Origin of the sequence: Streptomyces sp. Tue6028, from assembly GCF_002300165.1 — a bacterium.
GTDB lineage: Bacteria > Actinomycetota > Actinomycetes > Streptomycetales > Streptomycetaceae > Streptomyces > Streptomyces siamensis.
This window is the reverse complement of sequence record NZ_MLCE01000019.1, coordinates 228,502-250,252: the sequence shown is the minus strand read 5'-3', so window position 1 is coordinate 250,252 and position 21,751 is coordinate 228,502. Positions and strand designations below refer to the sequence as shown.

Genomic DNA, 21,751 nt, shown 5'->3' with positions numbered 1-21,751 from the left:
CGGATGCGGCCACGGCGTGCGCGCGTGGCCGTCCGGCACTCGTCCAGCGTTCCCCCGAGGCGTCGTCAGGACATCACCCACCGCGGGTGATGCCGGGCGGACCGTGGCCGTCCGGCCGGCGTACGGCCGTGCCCCGGCCGGGAATTCCGGTCGCGTGACGATGGCGGCGTGGTGATGACGGAGCGGTGATGACGGAGCGGTGATGACGGAGCGGTGATGAGGGCGTGGCGACGGTCGCGGCCGTGAAATCGCCGAGCACATTCCGAATTTCTTCGATATCGAGGCGGATTGATATCGGGGTGGATCGATTTTTCCCGGTCGGTCTCTGCGCGGTGCGTCCGCGATCCGGGTCACCCCGGTGTCCTCCGCGGCGCGGTTCGACGCCGGGCGGGTTCGGAGTGCGGGGGACGGCATGTCGTCGACGCCGTCGCAGATCAGATGCCACTTCTGTGAAGTGGGGGTGATCCGCGAGAGTGCCCCTTATGTGGCTTTTACCCGCTGTCCTGGCGCTCGTCAAGTCCCGAACCCTCGGAACGTGATCCTGCTGCGCGATTCGGGCCTACTGGTGGTGCGGGCCTCACCGGAAAGGCCGGAAGGAAAACGAGGCTCCGCGTCGCACAAAGCGAATTCCATCGCCAGGAGGAAACAAATCATGGCCCATATCATCCGAAAGCACGGCGCCGTCCGTCCCAAGCGCCGGCTGAACATCGCCACGATCGTGGCGTCGTCCGTCGTGGTCGCCGGTGGCGTGGTTCTGCCGGCCGCGGCCGCATCGGCGGCTCCGATGTCCGACGCCTCGATGGTGACCAATGCCGCCGCACACCACGGCAAGGGCAAGGGCAAGCACTACTGCTGGAACAAGGGCAAGGGTCACTGGGACAAGAAGCACAGGAAGCACTACTGCTGGGGCGACCACTACAAGTACTACTGGGACGACCACCACAAGTGCTACTACGTGTGGCAGGGCAACCATGCGTACTACTTCTGGGACACCCACAACAACCACCACTGGTGGAAGCACCACAAGGACCACTGGAACACCAAGGACAAGGACCACTGGAAGGACGAGGGCAAGGTCGGTAAGCCTGGTGAGCCGGGTAAGCCGGGAGAGCCGGGTAAGCCGGGGGAGCCGGGCAAGCCTGGGGAACCGGGTAAGCCGGGGGAGCCGGGCAAGCCTGGGGAACCGGGTAAGCCGGGAGAGCCGGGCAAGCCTGGGGAGCCCGGTAAGCCGGGAGAGCCGGGCACGGACCCGAAGACGGACCCGAAGACGGACCCGAAGACGGACCCGAAGACGGACCCGAAGACGGACCCGAAGACGGACCCGAAGACGGACCCGAAGACGGACCCGAAGACGGACCCGAAGACGGACCCGAAGACGGACCCGAAGACGGACCCGAAGACCGATCCGCAGACCGACCCGAAGACGGACCCGCAGACCGATCCGCAGACGGACCCGCAGACCGATCCGCAGACCGATCCGCAGACCGATCCGCAGACGGACCCGCAGACGGACCCGCAGACGGACCCGCAGACGGACCCGCAGACGGACCCGCAGACGGACCCGCAGACGGACCCGCAGACGGACCCGCAGACCGATCCGCAGACCGATCCGCAGACGGACCCGCAGACGGACCCGCAGACCGATCCGCAGACCGATCCGCAGACGGACCCGCAGACGGACCCGCAGACCGATCCGCAGACCGATCCGAAGACGGACCCGCAGACCGATCCGGGCCAGACCGACCCGGGCCAGACGGACCCCGGTACCGACGGTAGCCAGACCGACCCCGGTACCGAGGCCGGCCCGTCCGATGAGGGCTCGTCCGACCAGGGCTCCATGGACCAGGGTTCGTCGGACGCCGGTTCATCGGACGGCGGTTCGATGGACTCCGGTGGTGAGTGACGGTCGCACCCGCTGACCGCCCCTCACCGACGGACCGGACGGGCTCCTGACGCCCGGCCCGCGGAACCCACCTCGACGGGGTGGAGGTCTCGAAGGCCTTCACCCCGTCGTCGTGTCGTCGGCCGCGGCCGAAAGGCCCGAGCCGTCGGGGCGCGACGACGACGAAGGGCCCCGCTCGCACGAGCGGGGCCCTTCGTCGTGCTACTCGGTCAGCCGCACTGGCACGGATTGCCCGACTGGCAGCCGCACCCGCAGCCGGAGCCGCATCCGCAGGCTCCGAACAGTGGGAGGCTCTTGATCTCGGCGGGCTGCTGGGTGTCGCGGTCCTGCGTGGGGTCGGGCGTGCTGGGCGATTCGGCCATAGGTCCCTCCTTCAGGCGCGAAGGCGTGCGAGGCACACTGCACCGCACAGCTCCTGTCGCCCATTTCATGCCCAGTACGGCAGGCGCATCAACGGCGCATTGAGGTGCACACGCGCCCCACAGCGGGACGACGACCGCCGGACGAACCCCGGTCGAGCCCCCGCAGAACCCCGGTCGAGCCCCCGCACGGACCTCGATCGAGCCCCCGCAGGGACGATGGCCGAGGCCCCGCAGGGACCCGATCGTGCCGCCCGCAGGACCCCGGTCAGGCCCCCGCGAGGTCCCTGATCAGGTCCCCTCGACGCCCGTCACCGGCTGGATGTCCGGCTGGAGGTCGTCCGCGTGCTCGCCCGTGACCAGGTACACCACTCGCTTGGCGACCGAGACCGCGTGGTCGGCGAAGCGCTCGTAGTAGCGGCCCAGCAGGGTGACGTCGACGGCCGTCTCGATGCCGTGCTTCCAGCGGTCGTCCAGCAGGTGCTGGAAGAGCGTGCGGTGCAGCAGGTCCATCTCGTCGTCGTCCTGCTCCAGCTGGAGCGCCAGGTCGACGTCCTTGGTGATGACGACCTCGGCGGCCTTGGCCATCAGGCGCTGGGCGAGCTGGCCCATCTCCAGGACGGTGGCGTGCAGGTCGCTGGGGACCGCGCGCTCCGGGAAGCGCAGCCGGGCCAGCTTCGCGACGTGCTGGGCCAGGTCGCCGGAGCGCTCCAGGTCGGCCGACATGCGCAGGGAGGTGACGACGATGCGCAGGTCCGTCGCCACCGGCTGCTGCCGGGCCAGCAGGGCTATCGCACGGGCCTCCAGGTCGTGCTGCAGATCGTCGACCTTCTGGTCGGCCGCGATCACGCTCTCGGCGAGCTTCAGGTCGGTGTCGAGGATGGCCGTCGTGGCGCGCCCGATCGCCGACCCGACGAGCCGGGCCATCTCGACCAGGCCCTCGCCGATCGAGTCCAGTTCCTCGTGGTACGCGTCCCGCATCTGGTTGTCCCTCTCTCACGTCAGCTTGGGGGTCCGGGGGCAGGGCCCTGACCTCGGACAGGCCCCATGAACCCCACGCTCCCACGTTCCGGCCCGTACGCGTCCGTTTCCGTCACCTCAAGTGAACCGACCCTAGCTCCTAGGTGAACTCTGGGCGACGAGTGTTCGAGCTCGCACTCTGATGGCTGTGGCCAGGCATGACGGCATGCCTAACCTGGACGCATGGACGTGAACGCGGCGGTCGCCGCAGCGGCAGCGATCGCCGGAGTGCTCACCGGTGTCATCGCCATGCTGGCGTTCCGCTGGAGCGAGCGCGACCAGAAACGCCCTACCCGTACTTCCCTGCACACGGACCCGGTGCTTCCGCCCGGTGTCGACACCGTGCTCTCCGTGCTCCGGTCATCCGCCGTCGTGCTCGACGAGGCGGACGCCGTGGTCAAGGCCAGCTCGGCGGCGTACGCCCTCGGGCTGGTGCGCGGCGGCAAGCTGTCCGTGGAGCCGATGCTCCAGATGGCACGTGACACCCGCCGAGACGGGGAGATACGCCAGGTCGAGCTGGACCTCCCGCGGCGCGGGACGGGCCGGGGCGAGGCCCTCGCCGTCTCCGCCCGCGTGGCACCGCTCGGCTCGCGGCTCGTGCTCCTGCTCGTGGAGGACCTGACGGAGGCCCGGCGCATCGAGGCCGTACGGCGCGACTTCGTCGCGAACGTCAGCCACGAGCTCAAGACCCCGGTGGGCGCCCTCTCCCTGCTCTCCGAAGCGGTCATGGACGCCTCGGACGATCCGGAGGCGGTGGAGCGCTTCGCCGGGCGCATGCAGATAGAGGCCACCCGGCTGACCAACCTGGTCCAGGAGCTCATCGACCTGTCACGGGTGCAGAACGACGACCCCCTGGAGGACGCCGAGCCGGTGCGTGTCGACGAGCTTGTCGCCGAGGCGATCGACCGGTGCCGCCACCAGGCCGGCACCAAGCAGATCACCATGGCCGCGGGCGGCACCGCCGACCTGAGCATCTGGGGGAACCGCGGCCAGCTCGCCGCGGCTCTCGGCAACCTCGTCGAGAACGCCGTCAACTACTCCCCGGCCCGTACCCGTGTGGGCATAGCCGCACGCAGGGTGACCGCGCCGGGCGGGGACCTCATCGAGATCGCCGTGACCGACCAGGGCATCGGCATCTCCGACAAGGACAAGGAGCGCATCTTCGAGCGCTTCTACCGCGTGGACCCGGCCCGTTCCCGCCAGACCGGCGGTACGGGTCTCGGCCTCGCGATCGTCAAGCACGTGGCCGCCTCGCACGCGGGAGAGGTCACGGTCTGGAGCTCCGAGGGTCAGGGCTCCACGTTCACCCTGCGGCTGCCGGAGGCGGGCGCGGCCCGCGACCGTGCGCACGAACACCACATGCCCGGACTCGACGAAGAGGACGAGACCGGGCAGCCCGACGGGACGACCACCGTCTCATCCCCGTACGAACCGCTTCCTGCCCCGGAGGTCCTTCCGTGACCCGTGTGCTCGTCGTCGAGGACGAGGAGTCCTTCTCCGACGCCCTGTCGTACATGCTTCGCAAGGAGGGCTTCGAGGTCGCCATCGCGACCACCGGGCCCGACGGACTCGACGAGTTCGAGCGCAACGGCGCCGACCTCGTCCTCCTCGACCTGATGCTGCCGGGACTGCCCGGCACGGAGGTGTGCCGTCAGCTGCGCGGCCGCTCCAACGTCCCGGTGATCATGGTCACCGCCAAGGACAGTGAGATCGACAAGGTCGTGGGGCTCGAAATAGGAGCCGACGACTACGTCACCAAGCCGTTCTCCTCCCGCGAGCTGGTTGCCCGCATCCGCGCCGTCCTGCGGCGCCGCGGGGAGCCCGAGGAGGTCACCCCGGCCGCGCTGGAGGCCGGACCGGTCCGCATGGACGTCGACCGTCACGTGGTCACCGTCTCCGGCTCCAAGGTCGACCTCCCGCTGAAGGAGTTCGATCTGCTGGAGATGCTGCTGCGCAACGCCGGCCGGGTGCTGACCCGTATGCAGCTCATCGACCGGGTCTGGGGCGCCGACTACGTGGGCGACACCAAGACGCTCGACGTCCACGTGAAGCGGTTGCGCGCGAAGATCGAGCCCGACCCCGGTGCGCCGCGTTACCTGGTGACGGTGCGCGGCCTCGGCTACAAGTTCGAGCCGTAGACCGGCCTCACGTCCGGGCGCGTCCGAGGCGCGGTGCCGCCGAGGCGGTCCGGTCGCGCGAGTACGACGAAGGGCGGGACCCCTTTCCGGGGGTCCCGCCCTTCGTCGTGGACAGGTCAGTGACCGGCCGAGGCGGTCGCCGTGCCCGTGGCGGTCGCCGTGGCCGTCGCGTTCGACGAGGCGGTGCCCGTGGGCTTGCCCGAGGCGGACCCGGACGGCGAGCCGCTCGCGCTGCCGGACGGCTTGGTCGTCGCCGTGCCGGTCTCGGAGGCGCCGGGGGCCGCCGGGATGTTGCTCGGGCCCCACTTGGAGAAGTAGCTCTCGGCCGGGACGACGAAGGCGCGCAGGCTCACGTCCCCGGTGCTGCTGAAGCCGAAGGTGACCTTCTGGGCGTTGCCGTCCTGGACGGCCTCGCTGCTGTTGTCCAGGACCGCGGAGGCGTTGCCCTTGCCGCCGATGACGACGGAGCCGCCGGCGGGGATGGTCAGCTTGCCGGAGCCCTTGGCGGGCGAGATCGTGGCCGCCTTGTTCGTCTCGGCGATGGTGATCGAGTCCAGCGTCTGCGGGGTGCGGCCGTTGTTGAAGATGGTCGCGGAGATCACGGCGGGGCCCGTCGACTGGAGGTCGGGCTGCGTGATCACGGTGGCGTTCTGGATCTTGATGGTGCCGACGGAGGTGGCCGCGTTGTCCGGCTTGACCTCCAGCGTCTGTGCGTTGCTGCCGGCACCGCATGCGGCGAGCGAGGCGATCGAGAACGCGATGGCGGCGGCGGCGAGAGCGCCGCGTCGAAGGCTGCTGCTCACGGCGGCGGCAACTCCTTGAACGTGGGCGAAGCAGGGCGACTTCGTTGTAAAGCCGCCCTAAGGGTCTGTCAGCGGCCTTAGGTTACCGAGCCGTTCCCACGCCACCGCACCCGACCCGCCTCTAAGCGTCGACGGGCTCCGCCGCGCGGGGTGCGCGGCGCGTCCGTCGCGCACTTCACCGACGCGGCGGGACTGTTTTGGTGACATGCTGGTCCGCCATTCACATAAGTTCCCCCGTCATCGGCTTGCGGATTTTCCCGTAAGGCGTCGTAAGAGGGTGAAGGAATGCTCGGCGCTCTCTAAAATCGATCACGGACTGAACCGCGGTTGATCGCGGCCGGACGGCCGGCAGATCGGCGGTCGATCATCGGCCTTCTTGATCAATTCCGGATTCGACTCGTACTCGGCTCCGCTCCCCGAACGGAGTAGCGGAAGTCGCACCCTTGGAGCGGGACAAAACGGGATGTTCGGACGCTGGTCAGGGGCTCTCGGTGTGTGTAACGTGCGCGTTTCGCTCCCCCTGGACAGCGGCTCCGACCTGCGAATACCCTCTTCCGCTCGCCCCTCGCAGCACGTTCCTGTTGTGGTTGTCAAGCCCCGAGATATGCCCTGACCTGCGAAAACGCCATTCAGAAGACGCCGTATCCGTGTTACCCTGGATAGCCACGGAAGGGGTACCTGTCACATGACGTTCAAGGTTGGCGACACCGTGGTCTATCCCCATCACGGGGCCGCGCTGATCGAGGCCATCGAAACTCGCCAGATCAAAGGCGTGGACAAGACCTACTTGGTGCTGAAGGTCGCCCAGGGCGACCTGACGGTGCGTGTGCCAGCGGACAATGCGGAGTTCGTCGGCGTGCGTGATGTGGTCGGTCAGGACGGGCTGGACCGGGTCTTCGAGGTGCTGCGCGCGCCGTACGCCGAGGAGCCCACGAACTGGTCGCGTCGCTACAAGGCAAATCTGGAGAAGCTCGCCTCCGGCGATGTCATCAAGGTCGCGGAAGTCGTGCGTGACCTGTGGCGTCGTGAGCGCGAGCGCGGACTCTCCGCCGGTGAGAAGCGCATGCTCGCCAAGGCCCGCCAGATCCTGGTGAGCGAGCTCGCTCTCGCGGAGAACACGAACGAGGACAAGGCCGAGGCCCTGCTCGACGAGGTTCTCGCGTCCTGACGCAGGCCGCGGTCGCCGAGACGGTCGCCTTTCCACGGCGGTCCTCCCGACTACGCACACGCCCGCGCAGCTGCGCAACGAAATGCCGCGGTGCCCGATGACGCATTTGCTGTCGCCGGGCGCTGCGGCATGTTCGTACCCGCGGAAGTCTTTCACCCGCGCCCACTCGGTGTTCACCCGGGAATCCGGTCCCGGGTGACCGAAGTACCCGATACTGGCGTGCCGGGCCCGTGCAGTCGCTCGACCGGATGTCACGGAAGGGTTCCGGTCGAGGCGTCGCGCCCGGCACTCCCCCGAACTCGGTGAGCCGGGGGTTACCCCCAGGGCCATACCCATCAAGGCCGAGCACACAAACCTGACAGGAACCGATGTCTGACGATTCGCGCCCTTCGCCGTCGGGCGCACGTACCGCGGTCGTGATTCCGGCCGCCGGCCGGGGCGTGCGCCTCGGTCCGGGCGCCCCCAAGGCGCTCCGCGCGCTGAACGGCACCCCCATGCTCATCCACGCGGTACGCGCGATGGCCGCGTCCCGCGCCGTGTCCCTGGTCGTCGTCGTGGCCCCGCCCGACGGCGCGGCCGAGGTGAAGGCGCTGCTCGACACGCACGCCCTGCCCGGGGACAACCCCAGCGGCAGCTGGGGGAAGACCGACTTCCTCGTCGTCCCCGGCGGCGACAGCCGGCAGGAGTCCGTGAAGTACGGGCTCGACGCGCTGCCGCCCGGCATCGACATCGTCCTGGTGCACGACGCGGCCCGTCCCCTCGTGCCCGTCGACACCGTGGACGCCGTCATCGAGGCGGTACGCGACGGCGCTCCCGCCGTCGTACCGGCCCTGCCGCTCGCCGACACCGTCAAGGAGGTCGAGCCCACGGCCGTCCCCGGGGCGCCCGAGCCGGTCGTGGCCACGCCCGTGCGGGCGCGGCTGCGCGCCGTGCAGACTCCGCAGGGCTTCGACCGCGACACGCTCGTGCGGGCCCACGAGACCGTGACGGACGACGTGACCGACGACGCCAGCATGGTCGAGCAGCTGGGGCTTCAGGTCGTGGTCGTGCCCGGACACGAGGAGGCGTTCAAGGTGACGCGCCCCCTGGACCTCGTCCTCGCCGAGGCGGTTCTCGCGCGACGGAGGCTCAACGATGGGTTCTGAGGCACCCGTGATCCCGCTCGTCGGGATCGGCACCGACATCCACGCCTTCGAGGAGGGCCGCGAGCTGTGGTGCGCCGGCCTGAAGTGGGACGGGGAGGGCCCCGGCCTCGCCGGCCACTCCGACGCCGACGTCGTCGCGCACGCCGCGTGCAACGCGCTGTTCTCGGCGGCCGGGCTCGGCGACCTCGGCGCCCACTTCGGGACCGGGCGGCCCGAGTGGTCCGGCGCCTCGGGCGTCACGCTGCTGACCGAGGCGGCCCGGATCGTCCGCGAGGCGGGCTTCACCGTCGGCAACGTCGCGGTGCAGGTCGTCGGCCCCCGGCCGAAGATCGGCAAGCGCCGCGAGGAGGCGCAGAAGCTGCTGTCGGAGGCGGTCGGGGCGCCCGTGTCGGTCTCCGGCGCCACGACGGACGGTCTCGGCTTCCCCGGCCGGGAGGAGGGACTGATGGCGGTCGCCACGGCACTGGTGGTGCGCACCGGCTGAGGCCGGGAGCGGGGACCGCGGAACAGGGCCGACCTGCCGGGGTGTCACCCTTCGGACCCCCGGGACGGGCCCGACTTGCCCGGGTGTCACCCCTCCATGTCACGAATACGTGCCCCTTGAGCCGGAAGGGTCGCGGGGCACTACCCGGGGGCCACTACCCTGGAGTGGTGACTATTCGCCTGTACGACACCAGCGCCCGGCAGATCCGTGACTTCACCCCGCTCGTGCCGGGTTGCGTCTCGATCTACCTGTGTGGTGCGACCGTGCAGGCAGCGCCGCACATCGGGCACATCCGCTCGGGTCTCAACTTCGACATCATGCGCCGCTGGTTCGAGTACCGCGGCTACGACGTGACGTTCATCAGGAACGTCACGGACATCGACGACAAGATCATCACCAAGTCGGCCGAGCAGGGCCGCCCGTGGTGGTCCATCGGCTACGAGAACGAGCGCGCCTTCAACGACGGCTACGACGCCCTCGGCTGCCTCCCGCCCACCTACGAACCGCGTGCCACCGGCCACATCACCGAGATGGTCGAGATGATGCGCGGGCTCATCGAACGCGGCCACGCCTACGAGGCCGACGGCAACGTCTACTTCGACGTGCGCTCGTTCGAGGGGTATCTGTCGCTGTCGAACCAGGAGCTGGACAACCTGCTCCAGCCGTCCGGCGAGGGCGAGACCGGCAAGCGCGACCCGCGCGACTTCGCCATGTGGAAGGCGGCGAAGCCCGGGGAGCCGAGCTGGGAGACGCCGTGGGGCCGCGGACGCCCCGGCTGGCACCTGGAGTGCTCCGCCATGGCCCACAAGTACCTGGGCTCCGCGTTCGACATCCACGGCGGTGGGATCGACCTGATCTTCCCCCACCACGAGAACGAGATCGCGCAGGCCAAGGCCTTCGGCGACGAGTTCGCCAAGTACTGGGTGCACAACGCCTGGGTCACCATGAGCGGCGAGAAGATGTCGAAGTCGCTCGGCAACTCGGTGCTCGTGAGCGAGATGACCAAGCGGTGGCGGCCCATCGTGCTGCGGTACTACCTGGGCACCCCGCACTACCGGTCGATGATCGAGTACAGCGAAGAGGCCCTGCGCGAGGCCGAGTCGGCGTTCGCGCGCATCGAGGGCTTCGTGCAGCGCGTGGTGGAGAAGGCGGGCGGGGTCGTGGCCCCGGCCGACGAGGTGCCGCCGGCCTTCGCGGAGGCCATGGACGACGACCTGGGCGTCCCGGGGGCGCTCGCCGTGGTGCACACCACGGTGCGTCAGGGGAACTCCGCCCTGGCCGCCGACGACAAGGAAGCCGCCGTCGCGCGCCTCGCCGAGGTCAGGGCCATGCTCGGCGTCCTCGGACTCGACCCGCTGGACGCGCAGTGGGCCGGCGAGGGCGACCGGGGCGAGGACCTGCACGGCGTCGTCGACACCCTCGTACGCCTCGTGCTCCAGCAGCGTGAGGCGGCCCGCGGACGCAAGGACTGGACGACCGCCGACGCGATCCGCGACCAGCTCAACCAGTCGGGTCTCGTCATCGAGGACAGCCCCCAGGGGCCGCGCTGGACGCTCGGACCGCGCTAGCGGCCCGCTCCGTCGACCTTGATCGATTGTGCCGCCCGGGCCTCCGGGCGGCACACTTCATATACGTACACACGCACGCTTCACACAGACAGGTAGGTCATGGCCGCTAACAACCGCCGCATGTCCGGCAAGAAGGGCGCGCAGATCGGCAGTGGCGGTCAGCGGCGCCGTGGCCTGGAGGGCAAGGGCCCGACCCCGCCCGCCGAGATGCGCAAGGGACACAAGAAGAACCGCATCGCCACCGCCAAGACCAAGCAGGCGCAGCGCCGTCCCGCGCCGCGCGGCCGGGGCGGCAAGGGCACTTCCGAGATGGTCGTCGGCCGCAACCCCGTCGTGGAAGCGCTGCGCGAGGGCGTGCCCGCCACGATGCTGTACGTCCAGCAGTTCATCGACAACGACGAGCGGGTGCGCGAGGCGCTCCAGCTCGCCGGCGAGCGCGGTGGCATCCACTTGATGGAGGCCCCGCGCACCGAGCTCGACCGCATGACCAACGGGCTCAACCACCAGGGTCTCGTCCTCCAGGTCCCGCCGTACGAGTACGCGCACCCCGAGGACCTCGCCGCCGCCGCGTACGACGAGGGCGCCGACCCGCTGATCGTCGCCCTCGACGGGGTCACCGACCCGCGCAACCTGGGCGCCGTGGTGCGGTCCGTCTCCGCCTTCGGCGGCCACGGTGTCGTGGTGCCCGAGCGGCGCGCGGCCGGCATGACCGCCGGCGCCTGGAAGACGTCCGCGGGCGCAGCGGCCCGCACCCCGGTCGCCCGCGCCTCCAACCTGACCCGCGCCCTGGAGGCGTACAAGAAGGCGGGCCTCATGGTCGTCGGCCTCGCCGCGGACGGTGAGGTCGAGCTCGGCGAACTCGAAGCGCTCGGCGGCCCCGTGGTCATCGTGGTCGGCAGCGAGGGCAAGGGCCTCTCCCGACTCGTCGGCGAGACCTGCGACTTCCGGGTGCGGATCCCGATGCCGGGTGGCGCCGAGTCGCTGAACGCCGGTGTCGCGGCGGGAGTTGTGCTGTACGAGGCGGCACGGCGGCGCGCCTGAACAGGCGTGCGCGTCGTCACCCCCGCGGGTGGATCGGGACGTTCGGGGCGACCTTGACGCGGTCCGGACAGATGGGTGCGGTCAAAGCAGTGTCCTAAACACACATCACTCGGTTAGATGAGTGTGGACACCAGAACACCCCGCACACCCACGGGGGACCGCTCGTCGGGATTCGACGACGCTCCCGCGCTGAGCATGGTGAAGGTGCCGAGCGATCCGGCGCAGGTCATCGTCAATCATGCGAGCTTCCGCGTGCAGCTAGGCGCCCCGGCGCGGAAACAATCCCCGCGCATCGCGCGGCACTTCAGCTCCACCGGCGACGCCGCGCGCTTCCCTGCCGTCGGCACGGCGGGCAGAGCGGGGTCGGCGGCCGGGGGCCGCCGCCGCGCACCCGTCGTCTGGAGCGGGCGGTCCGCCCCGGACGACACCGGCGCCCACCGGCTGCTCCAGGCCGTACGCGGCTCCAGCGTGGGTCCGGTCGACGCAGGGGCGACCCAGGTCATCCCGCGCGTCGGCGAACACCCCGGCTACGCAGCCGACATGGGCGTCGACACCGTCGAGACGCCCATCGTCGGCAGCCAGCGCACCCCGGAAGCCAGTGAGACCCGGCTGCTGCCGCGCATGCGCACCGTGGGCAGCGCCTACGACGAACCCCCTTACGCCGACGACCAGTTCGACGAGTACGAGTACGAGTACGAGGACGAACTCGACGAAGCGGACGACGAGGACGAGGACCAGGACGAGCGGCGCGGCTCCAGGGCGGCGTCGGGCGCCTCCTCCGGGAGCGTCCGGCACGCCTACTACCCCGGCCGCCGCATGAACCTCGGGGTCGTGCTGCTCCCGCTGCGCGTCTTCCTCGGATTCATCTCCATCTACGCCGGCATGGGCAAGCTCTGCGACCCCGTCTACTTCGACGGCGGCAAGCGCGGCTCCATGGTGAAGTGGCTCAACACCCTGCACCCCTGGGAAGTCGCCGAGCCGCTGCGGCAGTTCGCGCTCCAGCACCCCGTCGGCGCCGGTCTCGTCATCGCCTTCTTCCAGGTCATCGTCGGCGTCCTCACGGTGCTCGGGCTGTGGCAGCGGGTCGCCGCCGTCGTCGGCGCCATGCTGTCCGCCGCCCTCATCGTCACCGTGAGCTGGAAGACGGTCCCCGCCTACGACGCGCCGGACATCATCTACCTCGCCGCCTGGTCCCCGCTGATCATCGCCGGGGCCCCCGTCTACTCCGTCGACGGACGCCTGTCCGGCGAGGCCTGGCGCACGCTCGGACCGCGCGCGGAGCTCGGGGAGCTGCGACGGCGCGTGCTGCGCCGCGGCGCGCTCGTGTCGACCGTCGTCGTCGGCCTCACCCTGCTCATCGGCTCCCTCCTCGGCGGTGCCGTCCGCGACGCCGGCCGCGTCGTGGTGCCCGGCCCCGGCGAGGCACCGCGCAACGAACTGCCCGGCTCCCCGCTCCCCGAGACGCCGGGCGAGCGCCACCACAAGGCGTCCCCGTCGGCCTCCTCCGAGGCGCCGACGCAGGGCAGCTCCTCGTCCCCGTCGGGCGCGGCGGCCACCACGCCGGGCGCGACCCGCGGCAGCGGCACGGTCACCAGCGGGCCCAGCCAGACCCAGGGCACCGGCCAGGCCCCGCCCCAGCAGTCCGCCCCGGTGGACCAGGCCCCGAGCACCAGCGCGGGACCGACGTCCGGTGGCGGCACCGCGAGCGGCGGCACCACCGGAGGTTCGACGGGCGGCGGCTCCGGCAGCGGCGGCGGCAGCTCCTCCGGCGGCCAGCCGGGCCTGGTGGGCGGCCTGCTGGGCTGACCCCACCGGCCGCCGGTCCGACGCCCCGTCACCGGGGTGGACGCCGTCCGGCCACGACGACGAGGGGCCCCGCACGATGTTCCGTGCGGGGCCCCTCGTCGTCGTACGGGGTGTGGCCGGGCGGGGGCCGGCCGCTCAGCGCCCCAGAGCCGCGAGCTCCTTGGCCGCCTCGGTCAGGTCCTTCGCCGTGTCGATGGCGCGCCAGTAGGCGCCCTGGGGGATCGGGAAGCCGGCCAGGCGGCGTTCGCGGGCCAGGTGCGGGAACGTGGTGCGCTCGTGGTCGCCGCGCTCGGGGAGCAGGTCGGCGAACTCCGGCGAGAAGACGTAGACGCCCGCGTTGATCTCGAAGGTGGAGGGCGGGGCCTCGATGAAGTCCGTGATGTGACCGAACCCGTCGGTCTGCACGGCGCCCCACGGGATGCGCGGCCGGGCCAGCGCGAGGGTCGCGACGGCGTCGCGCTCGGTGTGGAAGTCCGCCATCTCGCGCAGCGAGAAACGGGTCCAGATGTCGCCGTTCGTCGCGTACCAGGGCCTGTCGGGGTGAGGGAGGTGCGCGGCGGCGTACTTGAGGCCGCCGCCGCGGCCGAGCGGCTCGGTCTCGACGACCGTCTTGACGGTGACCGGGAGGTCCGCCGAGTCCAGCCACTTCTGCAGGACGTCGGCGAGATGGCCGCAGGAGATGACGACGTCGGTGACGCCCTCCTCGGCGAGCCAGGTCAGCTGGTGTCCGATGATCGGGGTCCCGGTGCCGGGGATCTCGACCATCGGCTTGGGCCGGTCGTCGGTGTACGGGCGCAGCCGGGATCCCTGGCCGCCGGCCAGGACAACGGCTTGAACGGGGCGCGACGCGGCGTTCGGATCGGTCATGCCCGAACTGTACGTGGCGCCCCGCTCGTGGCTTCCGGCGGCAACCGTTCCTTAATCAGCCGTTCCCCGGCGGCCCTGAACGGGCCGTTCCGCGACAGCCGTCGGCCGACCGCCCCCGCCCGTCGAGCGGGGGAGTGCCGCGGTTCAGAGACGGGTGGTCGCGACCCCGGAGGCGAACGAGGTGTCGCACACCGGGCGGGCGAAGGACTGGGCGCGCGTCGGGCCGTAGGCGCGGACGGCGGCCCGGCCCAGCGCGCGGGCGATGGAGACGCAGTGCTTCGCCAGCGACGGCCGTCCGTTCACCGCTTCCTGGAGGTGGGTGAGGGCGACGCCCGGATCCTTCTCCTGGAGTTCCAGGAGCAGCTTGTCGCGCAGGACGTCCTGGGGGGTGCGGGAGGCGGCCCGGGTGGAGACGTCCGCCGACGAGGCTTCGGCCGCGGTGAGCACCGAGTCCGCGGGGTTCCCCGACCAGTTGACTCGGGTGACCGCGAGGGTCCCGGAGAGCACCAGGACGACAGGCAGAACGAGGGCGAGGGTGCGGCCGATCCGGCGGGCGGGGCCACGGCCACGCCGGGTCCGTTGGTTAGTGGTGGAGTGCTTCACGCGAGTGAGGGTAGCGCGCGGTGATGATTTGGCGACATTTAGTCACCGGTTCGGGGGATGGGAAATCGGCGTTCTTTGGGTAGTGGGTTGACGCACACGTATCGAAATGCCCGGTCTGCCGGGGTATTTGTCGACAACGAAGAGGGCCCCGCAGCAGGCTGCGGGGCCCTCTTCGTCAACTTGGGTGAATTCCACCCCTGCGGGTGTGGAATCCGCCTCGGCGGTGTCAGTCGGAGAGACGCTCACCCGTCGAGGTGGAGAACACGTGGGTCTCGCCCGGACGCGGCACGACGTGCAGCGTGGCGCCCTTCTCCGGGACCGCGCGGCCGCTGACGCGGACGACGAGGTCCTTGTGCTCGTCGCCGACCTTGGCGCTGCCGTAGACGTAGCCGTCGGCGCCGAGCTCCTCGACGACGTTCACCGACACGGCGAGGCCGGCCGGGGCGTCCTCGGTCTCCTTGGAGAGGGCCTTCGCGGCGCCGCCGTTCTGCTCGACGATGTCGAAGTGCTCGGGGCGGACGCCGACGGTGACCGTGCGGTCGCCCTTGTCGGCGGCGGCCTTGAGGGCCTCGCGGTTGACCGGGACGACGCTGTTGCCGAACTTCACGCCGCCGTCGGTGATCGGGACCTCGACCAGGTTCATGGCCGGGGAGCCGATGAAGCCGGCGACGAAGAGGTTGGCCGGGCGGTCGTACATGTTGCGCGGCGAGTCGACCTGCTGGAGCAGACCGTCCTTGAGCACCGCCACGCGGTCGCCCATCGTCATGGCCTCGACCTGGTCGTGGGTGACGTAGACGGTGGTGATGCCGAGGCGGCGCTGGAGCGACGCGATCTGCGTACGGGTCGAGACACGGAGCTTGGCGTCGAGGTTCGACAGCGGCTCGTCCATGAGGAAGACCTGGGGCTCACGCACGATGGCGCGGCCCATGGCGACACGCTGGCGCTGACCGCCGGAGAGGGCCTTCGGCTTGCGGCCGAGGTACTCGGTGAGGTCGAGGATCTTCGCCGCGTCCTCGACCTTCTGGCGGATCTCCGCCTTCGGCACGCCGGCGATCTTGAGCGCGAAGCCCATGTTGTCGGCGACCGTCATGTGCGGGTAGAGCGCGTAGTTCTGGAACACCATCGCGATGTCCCGGTCCTTGGGCGGCAGGTGCGTGACGTCGCGGTCGCCGATGCGGATGGCTCCGCCGTTGACGTCCTCGAGCCCCGCGAGCATGCGGAGCGAGGTGGACTTGCCGCAGCCGGACGGACCGACGAGGACGAGGAACTCGCCGTCGGCGATCTCGATGTCCAGGCCGTCGACGGCGGGCTTCTCGGAACCCGGGTAGATCCGGGTCGCCTTGTCGAACGAAACAGTGGCCATGGTGAATGGGCCCCCTTCACCGGCAGGAACGTGCCGGACGATCCGTTGTAAAGGTGGTGGTGTAGTCCACAAGGGTGAACTGGGTCAGGACGCTACCTGGCGTTCACGTGGTCTGTCAGCACCCGGAGCCCTGTGAACTTCGCGGAAATTTTCGACGGGGCCCGGCGGGGAGGTGGGTACACTGCACGGGCACGCCCGCGGTGGGCGCGCGTGCAGGCCTCCTTAGCTCAGCTGGTCAGAGCGCCGCTCTTGTAAAGCGAAGGTCGTCGGTTCGAATCCGACAGGGGGCTCCGTCGTTAAACAGCGCAAACGCCCCGGCCGAAGATCGGTCCGGGGCGTTTGACATCCACAGGTGACATCGACCGGGGCGGTCACCCACGGTCGAGGCGGCGCCTGAGCAGGCGGTCCATGTGGCTGATGGCCTCGCGCTGCGTGTCCGATGTCACGTGCGTGTAGACGTCCATCGTGATGCTGATCTGGCTGTGGCCCAAGATCTCCATGACGACGCGGGGCGCCGCGAAGAAGAACTCACGGCGGGCTGTGGGGAGTTGAAGGCGTGCCAGTCGGCTGCGGGGATCCTGTACTCGAAAATGAACTGGTCAGCTGCCATGCGTCTACAAGAACACAACCAGGGGCATCGTCGCCTTGGTCTTCCGCTGCAAGCCCTCCGGGGGCGCCGAGCGCACGTCCAGCGAATCGACCGCGGTTGCCTGGCTGGATTTGTGGGGCCGTGATCACTCGCCCCAAAGCGGCTCCCGGCAATAGTCGCTCCGCCGACCTCTCGTTGAAGCGGGGCGAGACGACCGATGAGAAGCCGACACGCGGTCTGTCTAACCAGGAGCGGCGACGAGGCGGCCGGGTGGTCGCTGAACAAGGAGGCGAACACGATGGCGCGGTATCTGATCTCGTTCGACGACGGATCGATGACCTTCCCCGAGGAGGACCTCCCGGCGGTAGGCGAGGCATCCCACCGGGTGGTCCAGGAGGCCAAGGACGCAGGTGTCTGGATCTTCGGCGCCGGAGTGGAGCGTCAGCAGGCGAGCATCGTGGCCACCGACGGTACGGTCACGGACGGACCGTACCCCGAGACCAAGACAGTCGTCGGCGGTTTCTCGATCATCGAGGTCCCGTCGCGCGAGGACGCGCTGATGTGGGCTGCGAAGATCGCCGAGGCGTGCCGGTGCGCGCAGGAGGTGCGCGAGATCATGTACGACCCGGAGAGCTGAGCCACCGATCCGAGGAGCGGAACCATCTCGGTGATGAACCGCCAGGTCGGATGACCTGAGTGCCCTACCCGCCCGTAGCTCGCATCGAGAGGTCCGGGGCGGGGTTCCCTGGCTCGTGCCACTCCCGTGCCAGAACGGACGGGGACTCACGGGGAACCAGGGTCCGCAGGGGTAAGTTGCACCGGACTGTGCCCAGGCTAGGGAAACCGCAGGGCAAGCCAGAGATCGCCCAACCTCGCTCCTAAAGCGGGCGTCGTGCTTTTCTTCATGCGTGCTGATCAGCGGGCGGTTGGAGGCGATGTCGCGGACGGCTACACGTTTGCTTGACCACGCTCAAGCTGCCGCGTCTCGCTGATCAGCATCGCGAGCACCGCGGCGAGTAGGCCGGCAGCCACGGCGACCGCCGGGGTGCCGACGAACCTGGTGCAGATCGCACCGATCACTGCGCCGACCGCGAATGCCCCAACCACAACGGCATACCTTCCCGCGCGCCGCGCGTCCTCCGGCTTTTTGCTGACCACCCACTCGTGCGCGGCGACGATGCTCGTGCGCAGATTCCCACTTGCCATCAGCGTGGCGTAGGGGGCGTTGCGCAGGGTCGTGAACGTCGCGAATTGCAACGCGGCCACGAGCGATACCGTTACCGTCGTCACAGGCCCAGGCGTGCCATCGGGCAATGATGCAATTGCTGCGAGTAGCGCGATCTGAATCGTCAACATAAGCCTGAGGGGGCGGCGAACGAGCCTTCCCACGTGGTACTCGCCGAGGATCTCCACGGCGAGTACGCCGGCAATGAAGGCCCCGATCGGGATGACCGACAAGACCGCTGCGTGCCAATGACGGTCCGTGGCCTGGACACAGAACAGCACCAGGTTGCCGGATTGCAAGTTGGCGAATACGCCATAGCGGACAAACGTATACGCGTCTAGGAATCCCCCGACTGATGCCAGAACTATCCCGACGGGCAGCGTGTCGGTGCGGCGATGGATCGTGGCCATGGGGTCAATTCTCCATGGCACTCCGCGGCTGACTCGACAGACCACAGCGATAGTCCGCATCGAAGGTCAGAAACCCGGCCCTTCACTTCCTCGGCTACTGGTGCCAGCGGACGAGGTGCTCGGTGTACCAGCACCCGAAGGCCCAGGCTGCCCGTCTCAGTTTCCGTCTCATTCAGGCACGGACGCCGACGTTCAAGAGGGTTCGGCCGTCGGGTCTCGTTGAACCGCTGGACGGACATGAACCCTGGTGAACGCCCTGGCATCGGGCCGGCCAGACCACCAACAGACTTGGAAAGTGTGTGGGTCGACGGCGGACGGGATGGGAGCCGGGGAGGGTTGTGGTTGAGGAAGTGGGTGGCTAAAGCACGGCACTAGGGTGCCGCAATGAGGTCACGCGGAGTGTTCATCGCATTCTTCCTGGTCCCGCTGGCGTGGGGGATGATCACCCTGCTGAGGGCCGGGGCGGCCCACGGCGTCCCGGACTGCCCGGGGCTCCAGCTGGGCGAGGACGGCGAGGACCACCCCGGCCCCATGCGGCAGGGCTATACCTGCGCGCTCGATTACAGCGTCCGCGGCGGCGATTCGACCGGCACGGCCACGTACGACCAGCTCAAGTACGCCCAGGAGGTGAAGCGCGGCGACCTCCTGGGCCAGGGCCTGCTGTACACGCTGTACGGAACGGCGGGCACGGCCGCCACCGTGATCGCCACCCGGAAGCGCGCCGACGGACGCTAGAAGGCTCATGAAGATCTTGGTGAGAGGCTGTTCGGCCGTAGGACGGGCAGCCTCTTTTCGCTATGTGGTGGCCGGGGCGAGTTGCCAGGTGCCGCCGGTTTGGGTGAGTCCGAGGTTGACAAGTCGGCGGAGGTTGAGGGCGGCTGCGCGGGTGTGGAGCCAGATGCTGTTGGCGATGGTTCCGCGATAGCGCAGGCGACGATTGCCGTGCTGGACGAACCAGGCGACGGCGCGTTCGACCGGGGGACGCCAGCGGCGGTAGGCGGCCTGCCAGCCGGTGACATCACCAGTTGACATCAACGGCGGCGTACACAGGCGGCCCTGAGCGACCGCGAACGCTGGGCCAGCAAGAGCGCCAAGGCTCCATCTAAGCCTCGCGATCGAACTTGCAAAGCGAAGGTCGTCGGTTCGAATCCGACAGGGGGCTCTCCCGCCGAACAGCACGAACGCCCCGGCCGAAGATCGGTCCGGGGCGTTCGGCGTCCACGGGTGACATCGACCGGGGCGGTCACTCACGGTCGGGACGACGCCTGAGCGGGCGGTCCATGTGACTGATGGCCTCGCGCTGTGTGTCCGAGGCAACGTGCGCCCCTGAGTGACGTCCGAAGCAGACGGAGGCCCACCGTCAGGAGTCCCGCACTCGGTACCTGGAGGGCCGGGGCGGGACCGGAGGGATCAGCGCGTGACGTAGACCGTTGCCCGGGCCTCGGACGCCTCGTGCAGGTCGTCGCCCGGCCAGCTGACCGTGTAGGTCACCTCGCGCCGGGCGCGCGGAATGTCGTCGATGGTGAACGTGCCGTCCGCGGCGACGGGCACCGACGACAGCGTGCCCGTACCGAGCTTGTCGGTCCGTACGACCTTCAGCACGGCCCGGTCCGGCAGCGCCTTGCCCTGCGCGCTGAAGGTGCCGGTGATCCGGACGCCGCCGAGTGTCGCCTGCGCCGGGGCGGTCAGCGCGATCGAGGCCGGCGCCTTGGCCACGGACACGGTGTGGACGATGTCCGTGGCGGGGCGGTGGGTCAGGTCGCCGAGGAAGGACACCGTGTACGTGGCGTCGCCGACGAGGTCCGGCTCGTCGAGGACCGCGAAGGTGCCGTCCTCCTTGACGGTGGCGGTGCCCAGGTCGTGGGTGCCGGTCGCGTCCGTGCGGGTCGCCGTGACCTTCAGCGCAGTGCCGGGAGCCGGCCCGTCGAACTCCAGCCTGCCGCGCACGGCCAGCGGCTCGCCCGCGACCGCTCGGGCGGGGCTGTGGGTGAGGTCGCCGGTGAAGCGGGTGTCGTACTGGACGGCCGGGGGCTGGATGATGTGCAGCCAGTACTGGCTGCCGACGGCGTTGGTGGTGACCGTGAACAGCCGGGAGCCGTCGGCCGACCACTCCATCCCGCGCGGGGCGACCCGGTCGCCGTCGAGGCTGCCCTCGAAGACGAACTCCAGCGGGGCCGTCGAGTCGGTGGGGTCGGCGGGCTGGAGCAGCAGGTCGGGTGTGGAGCCGGTGGCCGCCGCGCCGCGTGCCACGTACTTTCCGTCGCCGCTGAAGGCGACCGAGCTGGCGGTGGCGCCGACCGGGAGCGGCTGGTATCCGTTCGCCGCGTCGGACAGGTCGCCCGTGTTGAGCAGCCGGGTGCCGTAGGCGGCGTCGGCGACGGCGACCTTGCTGCCATCGGCGGAGAACGCCATGTCCTTCAGGTCGAGTGCGCCGTTGCCCGCGCTGTCGGCGAAACGGCGGGTGGCGTTCCGTACGAGAGAGCCGTTGCTGGTGTCATACACCGCGAGGAAGGGGTTGGCCGCGTAGTCGTTGTGCGGCTGGCCCATCAGCATCCGGTCGCCGGGGCCGGCCTCGAGCTTGAGCTTGCCGTAGTCGTTCCACCCGGTGCGCGTGTGCACACCGTTGACGATGCCGTCCAGATAGGTCTGGGCGTTGTTGCACTCGCCCACGTACTGCGAGTAGGGCGTGGTGAAGTACAACTGGCCGCCCGAGAAGGCGAGTTCCCTGCCGCACGTGTCGGTGTTGGCGTAGGCGAGGAGGGCCGGTTCGAAGGTGGTGGTGTCGTACGTCTGGATGTATTCACGCAGGCCGGCGTAGAGCTTGGTGTTGTCGGCGCTGAGGGCCAGGCCCGAGACGTGTGCCGGGGTCTGGATGGTGGTGAGGCGCTCGCCCTGGAAGTCGTAGACGACGATGGTGCCCTTGTTGAGGTAGTAGTCGGTGCTGCTGTCGGCGACGAACACGCGCTGGTGCACGGAGTCGACGGCGATCGCCGAGTACGACGAGAACGGCAGTTTGACCACCGCGTCGGAGGTCGCCGCGTGGGCCGCGGGCGCCACGGCGACGGTCAGGCCGGCTCCGGTGAGCGTGGCGGCGAGCAACGTGGCCGCCAGGCGTCCGGGACGGTGTGCTGTATTCAACTGTGCCCCCCACAGGCTGTGTTGGGTGCCCACTGCGTTCAGTGAGGCACCTGTAGCGCCCATGAAACAGCTGGGAAGATCGCCTGTCCAAGGGGCGCGGGTGAGGACGATTCCTGCGGCC

20 protein-coding genes, 1 tRNA gene and 2 pseudogenes are annotated in these 21,751 nt (G+C 69.8%); 13 read left to right on the top strand and 10 right to left on the bottom strand.

Annotation, left to right across the window (positions count from 1 at the left end):
* Window positions 1-652: 652 nt before the first annotated feature.
* Entirely contained in the window at window positions 653-1,903 is a 1,251-nt protein-coding gene (locus tag BKI49_RS35335) for a hypothetical protein (RefSeq protein ID WP_179332475.1), read from the top strand.
* A gap of 209 nt (window positions 1,904-2,112) precedes the next feature.
* Here BKI49_RS35335 and BKI49_RS35330 read toward each other — a convergent pair whose 3' ends face one another.
* Window positions 2,113-2,265, bottom strand: coding sequence for a hypothetical protein (locus BKI49_RS35330; RefSeq protein WP_167455652.1), 153 nt, complete (start codon window positions 2,263-2,265; stop codon window positions 2,113-2,115).
* Window positions 2,266-2,553: 288 nt separating this feature from the next.
* Window positions 2,554-3,243 carry a phosphate signaling complex protein PhoU gene (phoU, locus tag BKI49_RS17140; RefSeq protein ID WP_095935153.1) on the bottom strand — a complete coding sequence of 230 codons (690 nt, stop codon included), beginning with the start codon at window positions 3,241-3,243 and terminating at the stop codon, window positions 2,554-2,556.
* Between the two features lie 222 nt (window positions 3,244-3,465).
* Between phoU and BKI49_RS17135 the strand changes: the two genes are divergently transcribed.
* Both BKI49_RS17135 and BKI49_RS17130 read left to right on the top strand, forming a co-directional pair.
* Entirely contained in the window at window positions 3,466-4,743 is a 1,278-nt protein-coding gene (locus tag BKI49_RS17135; RefSeq protein ID WP_095935152.1) for a two-component system sensor histidine kinase PhoR, read from the top strand.
* A complete protein-coding gene (locus BKI49_RS17130) occupies window positions 4,740-5,420 on the top strand; it encodes a two-component system response regulator PhoP (RefSeq protein ID WP_009340348.1) in 681 nt (226 codons plus the stop codon). Before BKI49_RS17135 ends, BKI49_RS17130 begins: the two co-directional genes overlap by 4 nt.
* A 116-nt stretch (window positions 5,421-5,536) precedes the next feature.
* On the opposite strand, the gene BKI49_RS17125 is transcribed toward BKI49_RS17130, so the two are convergent.
* The gene (locus BKI49_RS17125; protein ID WP_095935151.1) at window positions 5,537-6,223 is read right to left on the bottom strand and encodes a copper chaperone PCu(A)C domain-containing protein; all 687 of its coding nucleotides are present in this window, start codon (window positions 6,221-6,223) and stop codon (window positions 5,537-5,539) included.
* Window positions 6,224-6,908: 685 nt separating this feature from the next.
* On the opposite strand from BKI49_RS17125, the gene BKI49_RS17115 reads away from it, so the two are divergent.
* From BKI49_RS17115 to BKI49_RS17090, 6 genes are all read left to right on the top strand, one after another.
* Window positions 6,909-7,391: a CarD family transcriptional regulator gene (locus tag BKI49_RS17115; protein WP_003953493.1), complete on the top strand. Its 483-nt coding sequence runs from the start codon at window positions 6,909-6,911 to the stop codon at window positions 7,389-7,391.
* Between the two features lie 368 nt (window positions 7,392-7,759).
* Entirely contained in the window at window positions 7,760-8,536 is a 777-nt protein-coding gene (ispD, locus tag BKI49_RS17110) for a 2-C-methyl-D-erythritol 4-phosphate cytidylyltransferase (RefSeq protein ID WP_095935149.1), read from the top strand.
* A complete protein-coding gene (gene ispF / locus BKI49_RS17105; RefSeq protein WP_095935148.1) occupies window positions 8,526-9,020 on the top strand; it encodes a 2-C-methyl-D-erythritol 2,4-cyclodiphosphate synthase in 495 nt (164 codons plus the stop codon). The genes ispD and ispF overlap by 11 nt, the downstream gene beginning before the upstream one ends.
* Window positions 9,021-9,187: 167 nt before the next feature.
* Window positions 9,188-10,588 (top strand): cysteine--tRNA ligase, encoded by a 1,401-nt coding sequence (cysS, locus tag BKI49_RS17100; protein WP_095935147.1) that lies wholly within the window; start codon window positions 9,188-9,190, stop codon window positions 10,586-10,588.
* Between the two features lie 99 nt (window positions 10,589-10,687).
* On the top strand, window positions 10,688-11,629 hold the full coding sequence (rlmB, locus tag BKI49_RS17095) for a 23S rRNA (guanosine(2251)-2'-O)-methyltransferase RlmB (RefSeq protein WP_095935146.1): 942 nt from the start codon (window positions 10,688-10,690) through the stop codon (window positions 11,627-11,629).
* Between the two features lie 117 nt (window positions 11,630-11,746).
* The gene (locus BKI49_RS17090; RefSeq protein WP_179332474.1) at window positions 11,747-13,435 is read left to right on the top strand and encodes a DoxX family protein; all 1,689 of its coding nucleotides are present in this window, start codon (window positions 11,747-11,749) and stop codon (window positions 13,433-13,435) included.
* Window positions 13,436-13,570: 135 nt separating this feature from the next.
* Here BKI49_RS17090 and BKI49_RS17085 read toward each other — a convergent pair whose 3' ends face one another.
* The 3 genes from BKI49_RS17085 to BKI49_RS17075 form a co-directional block, all read right to left on the bottom strand.
* The gene (locus BKI49_RS17085; RefSeq protein WP_095935144.1) at window positions 13,571-14,302 is read right to left on the bottom strand and encodes a nucleotidyltransferase family protein; all 732 of its coding nucleotides are present in this window, start codon (window positions 14,300-14,302) and stop codon (window positions 13,571-13,573) included.
* A gap of 144 nt (window positions 14,303-14,446) precedes the next feature.
* Entirely contained in the window at window positions 14,447-14,905 is a 459-nt protein-coding gene (locus tag BKI49_RS17080) for a hypothetical protein (RefSeq protein ID WP_095935143.1), read from the bottom strand.
* Window positions 14,906-15,131: 226 nt separating this feature from the next.
* Window positions 15,132-16,268, bottom strand: a complete 1,137-nt coding sequence (locus tag BKI49_RS17075; protein ID WP_095935142.1) for an ABC transporter ATP-binding protein — start codon at window positions 16,266-16,268, stop codon at window positions 15,132-15,134.
* A gap of 216 nt (window positions 16,269-16,484) precedes the next feature.
* Between BKI49_RS17075 and BKI49_RS17070 the strand changes: the two genes are divergently transcribed.
* Window positions 16,485-16,558: transfer RNA gene (locus BKI49_RS17070), tRNA-Thr, on the top strand.
* Between the two features lie 81 nt (window positions 16,559-16,639).
* Here the strand turns inward: BKI49_RS17070 and BKI49_RS17065 are convergent.
* Window positions 16,640-16,783 (bottom strand): annotated as a pseudogene (locus BKI49_RS17065) (site-specific integrase); the annotation flags it as partial.
* A gap of 85 nt (window positions 16,784-16,868) precedes the next feature.
* On the opposite strand from BKI49_RS17065, the pseudogene BKI49_RS35860 reads away from it, so the two are divergent.
* Together BKI49_RS35860 and BKI49_RS17055 are read left to right on the top strand one after the other, a co-directional pair.
* Window positions 16,869-16,985 (top strand): annotated as a pseudogene (locus BKI49_RS35860) (NUDIX hydrolase); the annotation flags it as partial.
* An 89-nt stretch (window positions 16,986-17,074) separates the two neighbouring features.
* Window positions 17,075-17,494, top strand: a complete 420-nt coding sequence (locus BKI49_RS17055; RefSeq protein ID WP_257004833.1) for a YciI family protein — start codon at window positions 17,075-17,077, stop codon at window positions 17,492-17,494.
* 311 nt (window positions 17,495-17,805) lie between these two features.
* Here BKI49_RS17055 and BKI49_RS17050 read toward each other — a convergent pair whose 3' ends face one another.
* Window positions 17,806-18,492, bottom strand: a complete 687-nt coding sequence (locus BKI49_RS17050) for a YoaK family protein (protein ID WP_179332473.1) — start codon at window positions 18,490-18,492, stop codon at window positions 17,806-17,808.
* A 384-nt stretch (window positions 18,493-18,876) separates the two neighbouring features.
* Here BKI49_RS17050 and BKI49_RS17045 point away from each other — a divergent pair, with 384 nt between their 5' ends.
* Window positions 18,877-19,227 (top strand): hypothetical protein, encoded by a 351-nt coding sequence (locus tag BKI49_RS17045; RefSeq protein WP_257004832.1) that lies wholly within the window; start codon window positions 18,877-18,879, stop codon window positions 19,225-19,227.
* A gap of 60 nt (window positions 19,228-19,287) precedes the next feature.
* Here BKI49_RS17045 and BKI49_RS17040 read toward each other — a convergent pair whose 3' ends face one another.
* Both BKI49_RS17040 and BKI49_RS17035 read right to left on the bottom strand, forming a co-directional pair.
* Window positions 19,288-19,524 (bottom strand): transposase, encoded by a 237-nt coding sequence (locus tag BKI49_RS17040; RefSeq protein WP_257004831.1) that lies wholly within the window; start codon window positions 19,522-19,524, stop codon window positions 19,288-19,290.
* Between the two features lie 378 nt (window positions 19,525-19,902).
* The gene (locus tag BKI49_RS17035; RefSeq protein WP_179332472.1) at window positions 19,903-21,630 is read right to left on the bottom strand and encodes a YncE family protein; all 1,728 of its coding nucleotides are present in this window, start codon (window positions 21,628-21,630) and stop codon (window positions 19,903-19,905) included.
* Between the last annotated feature and the right edge of the window lie 121 nt (window positions 21,631-21,751).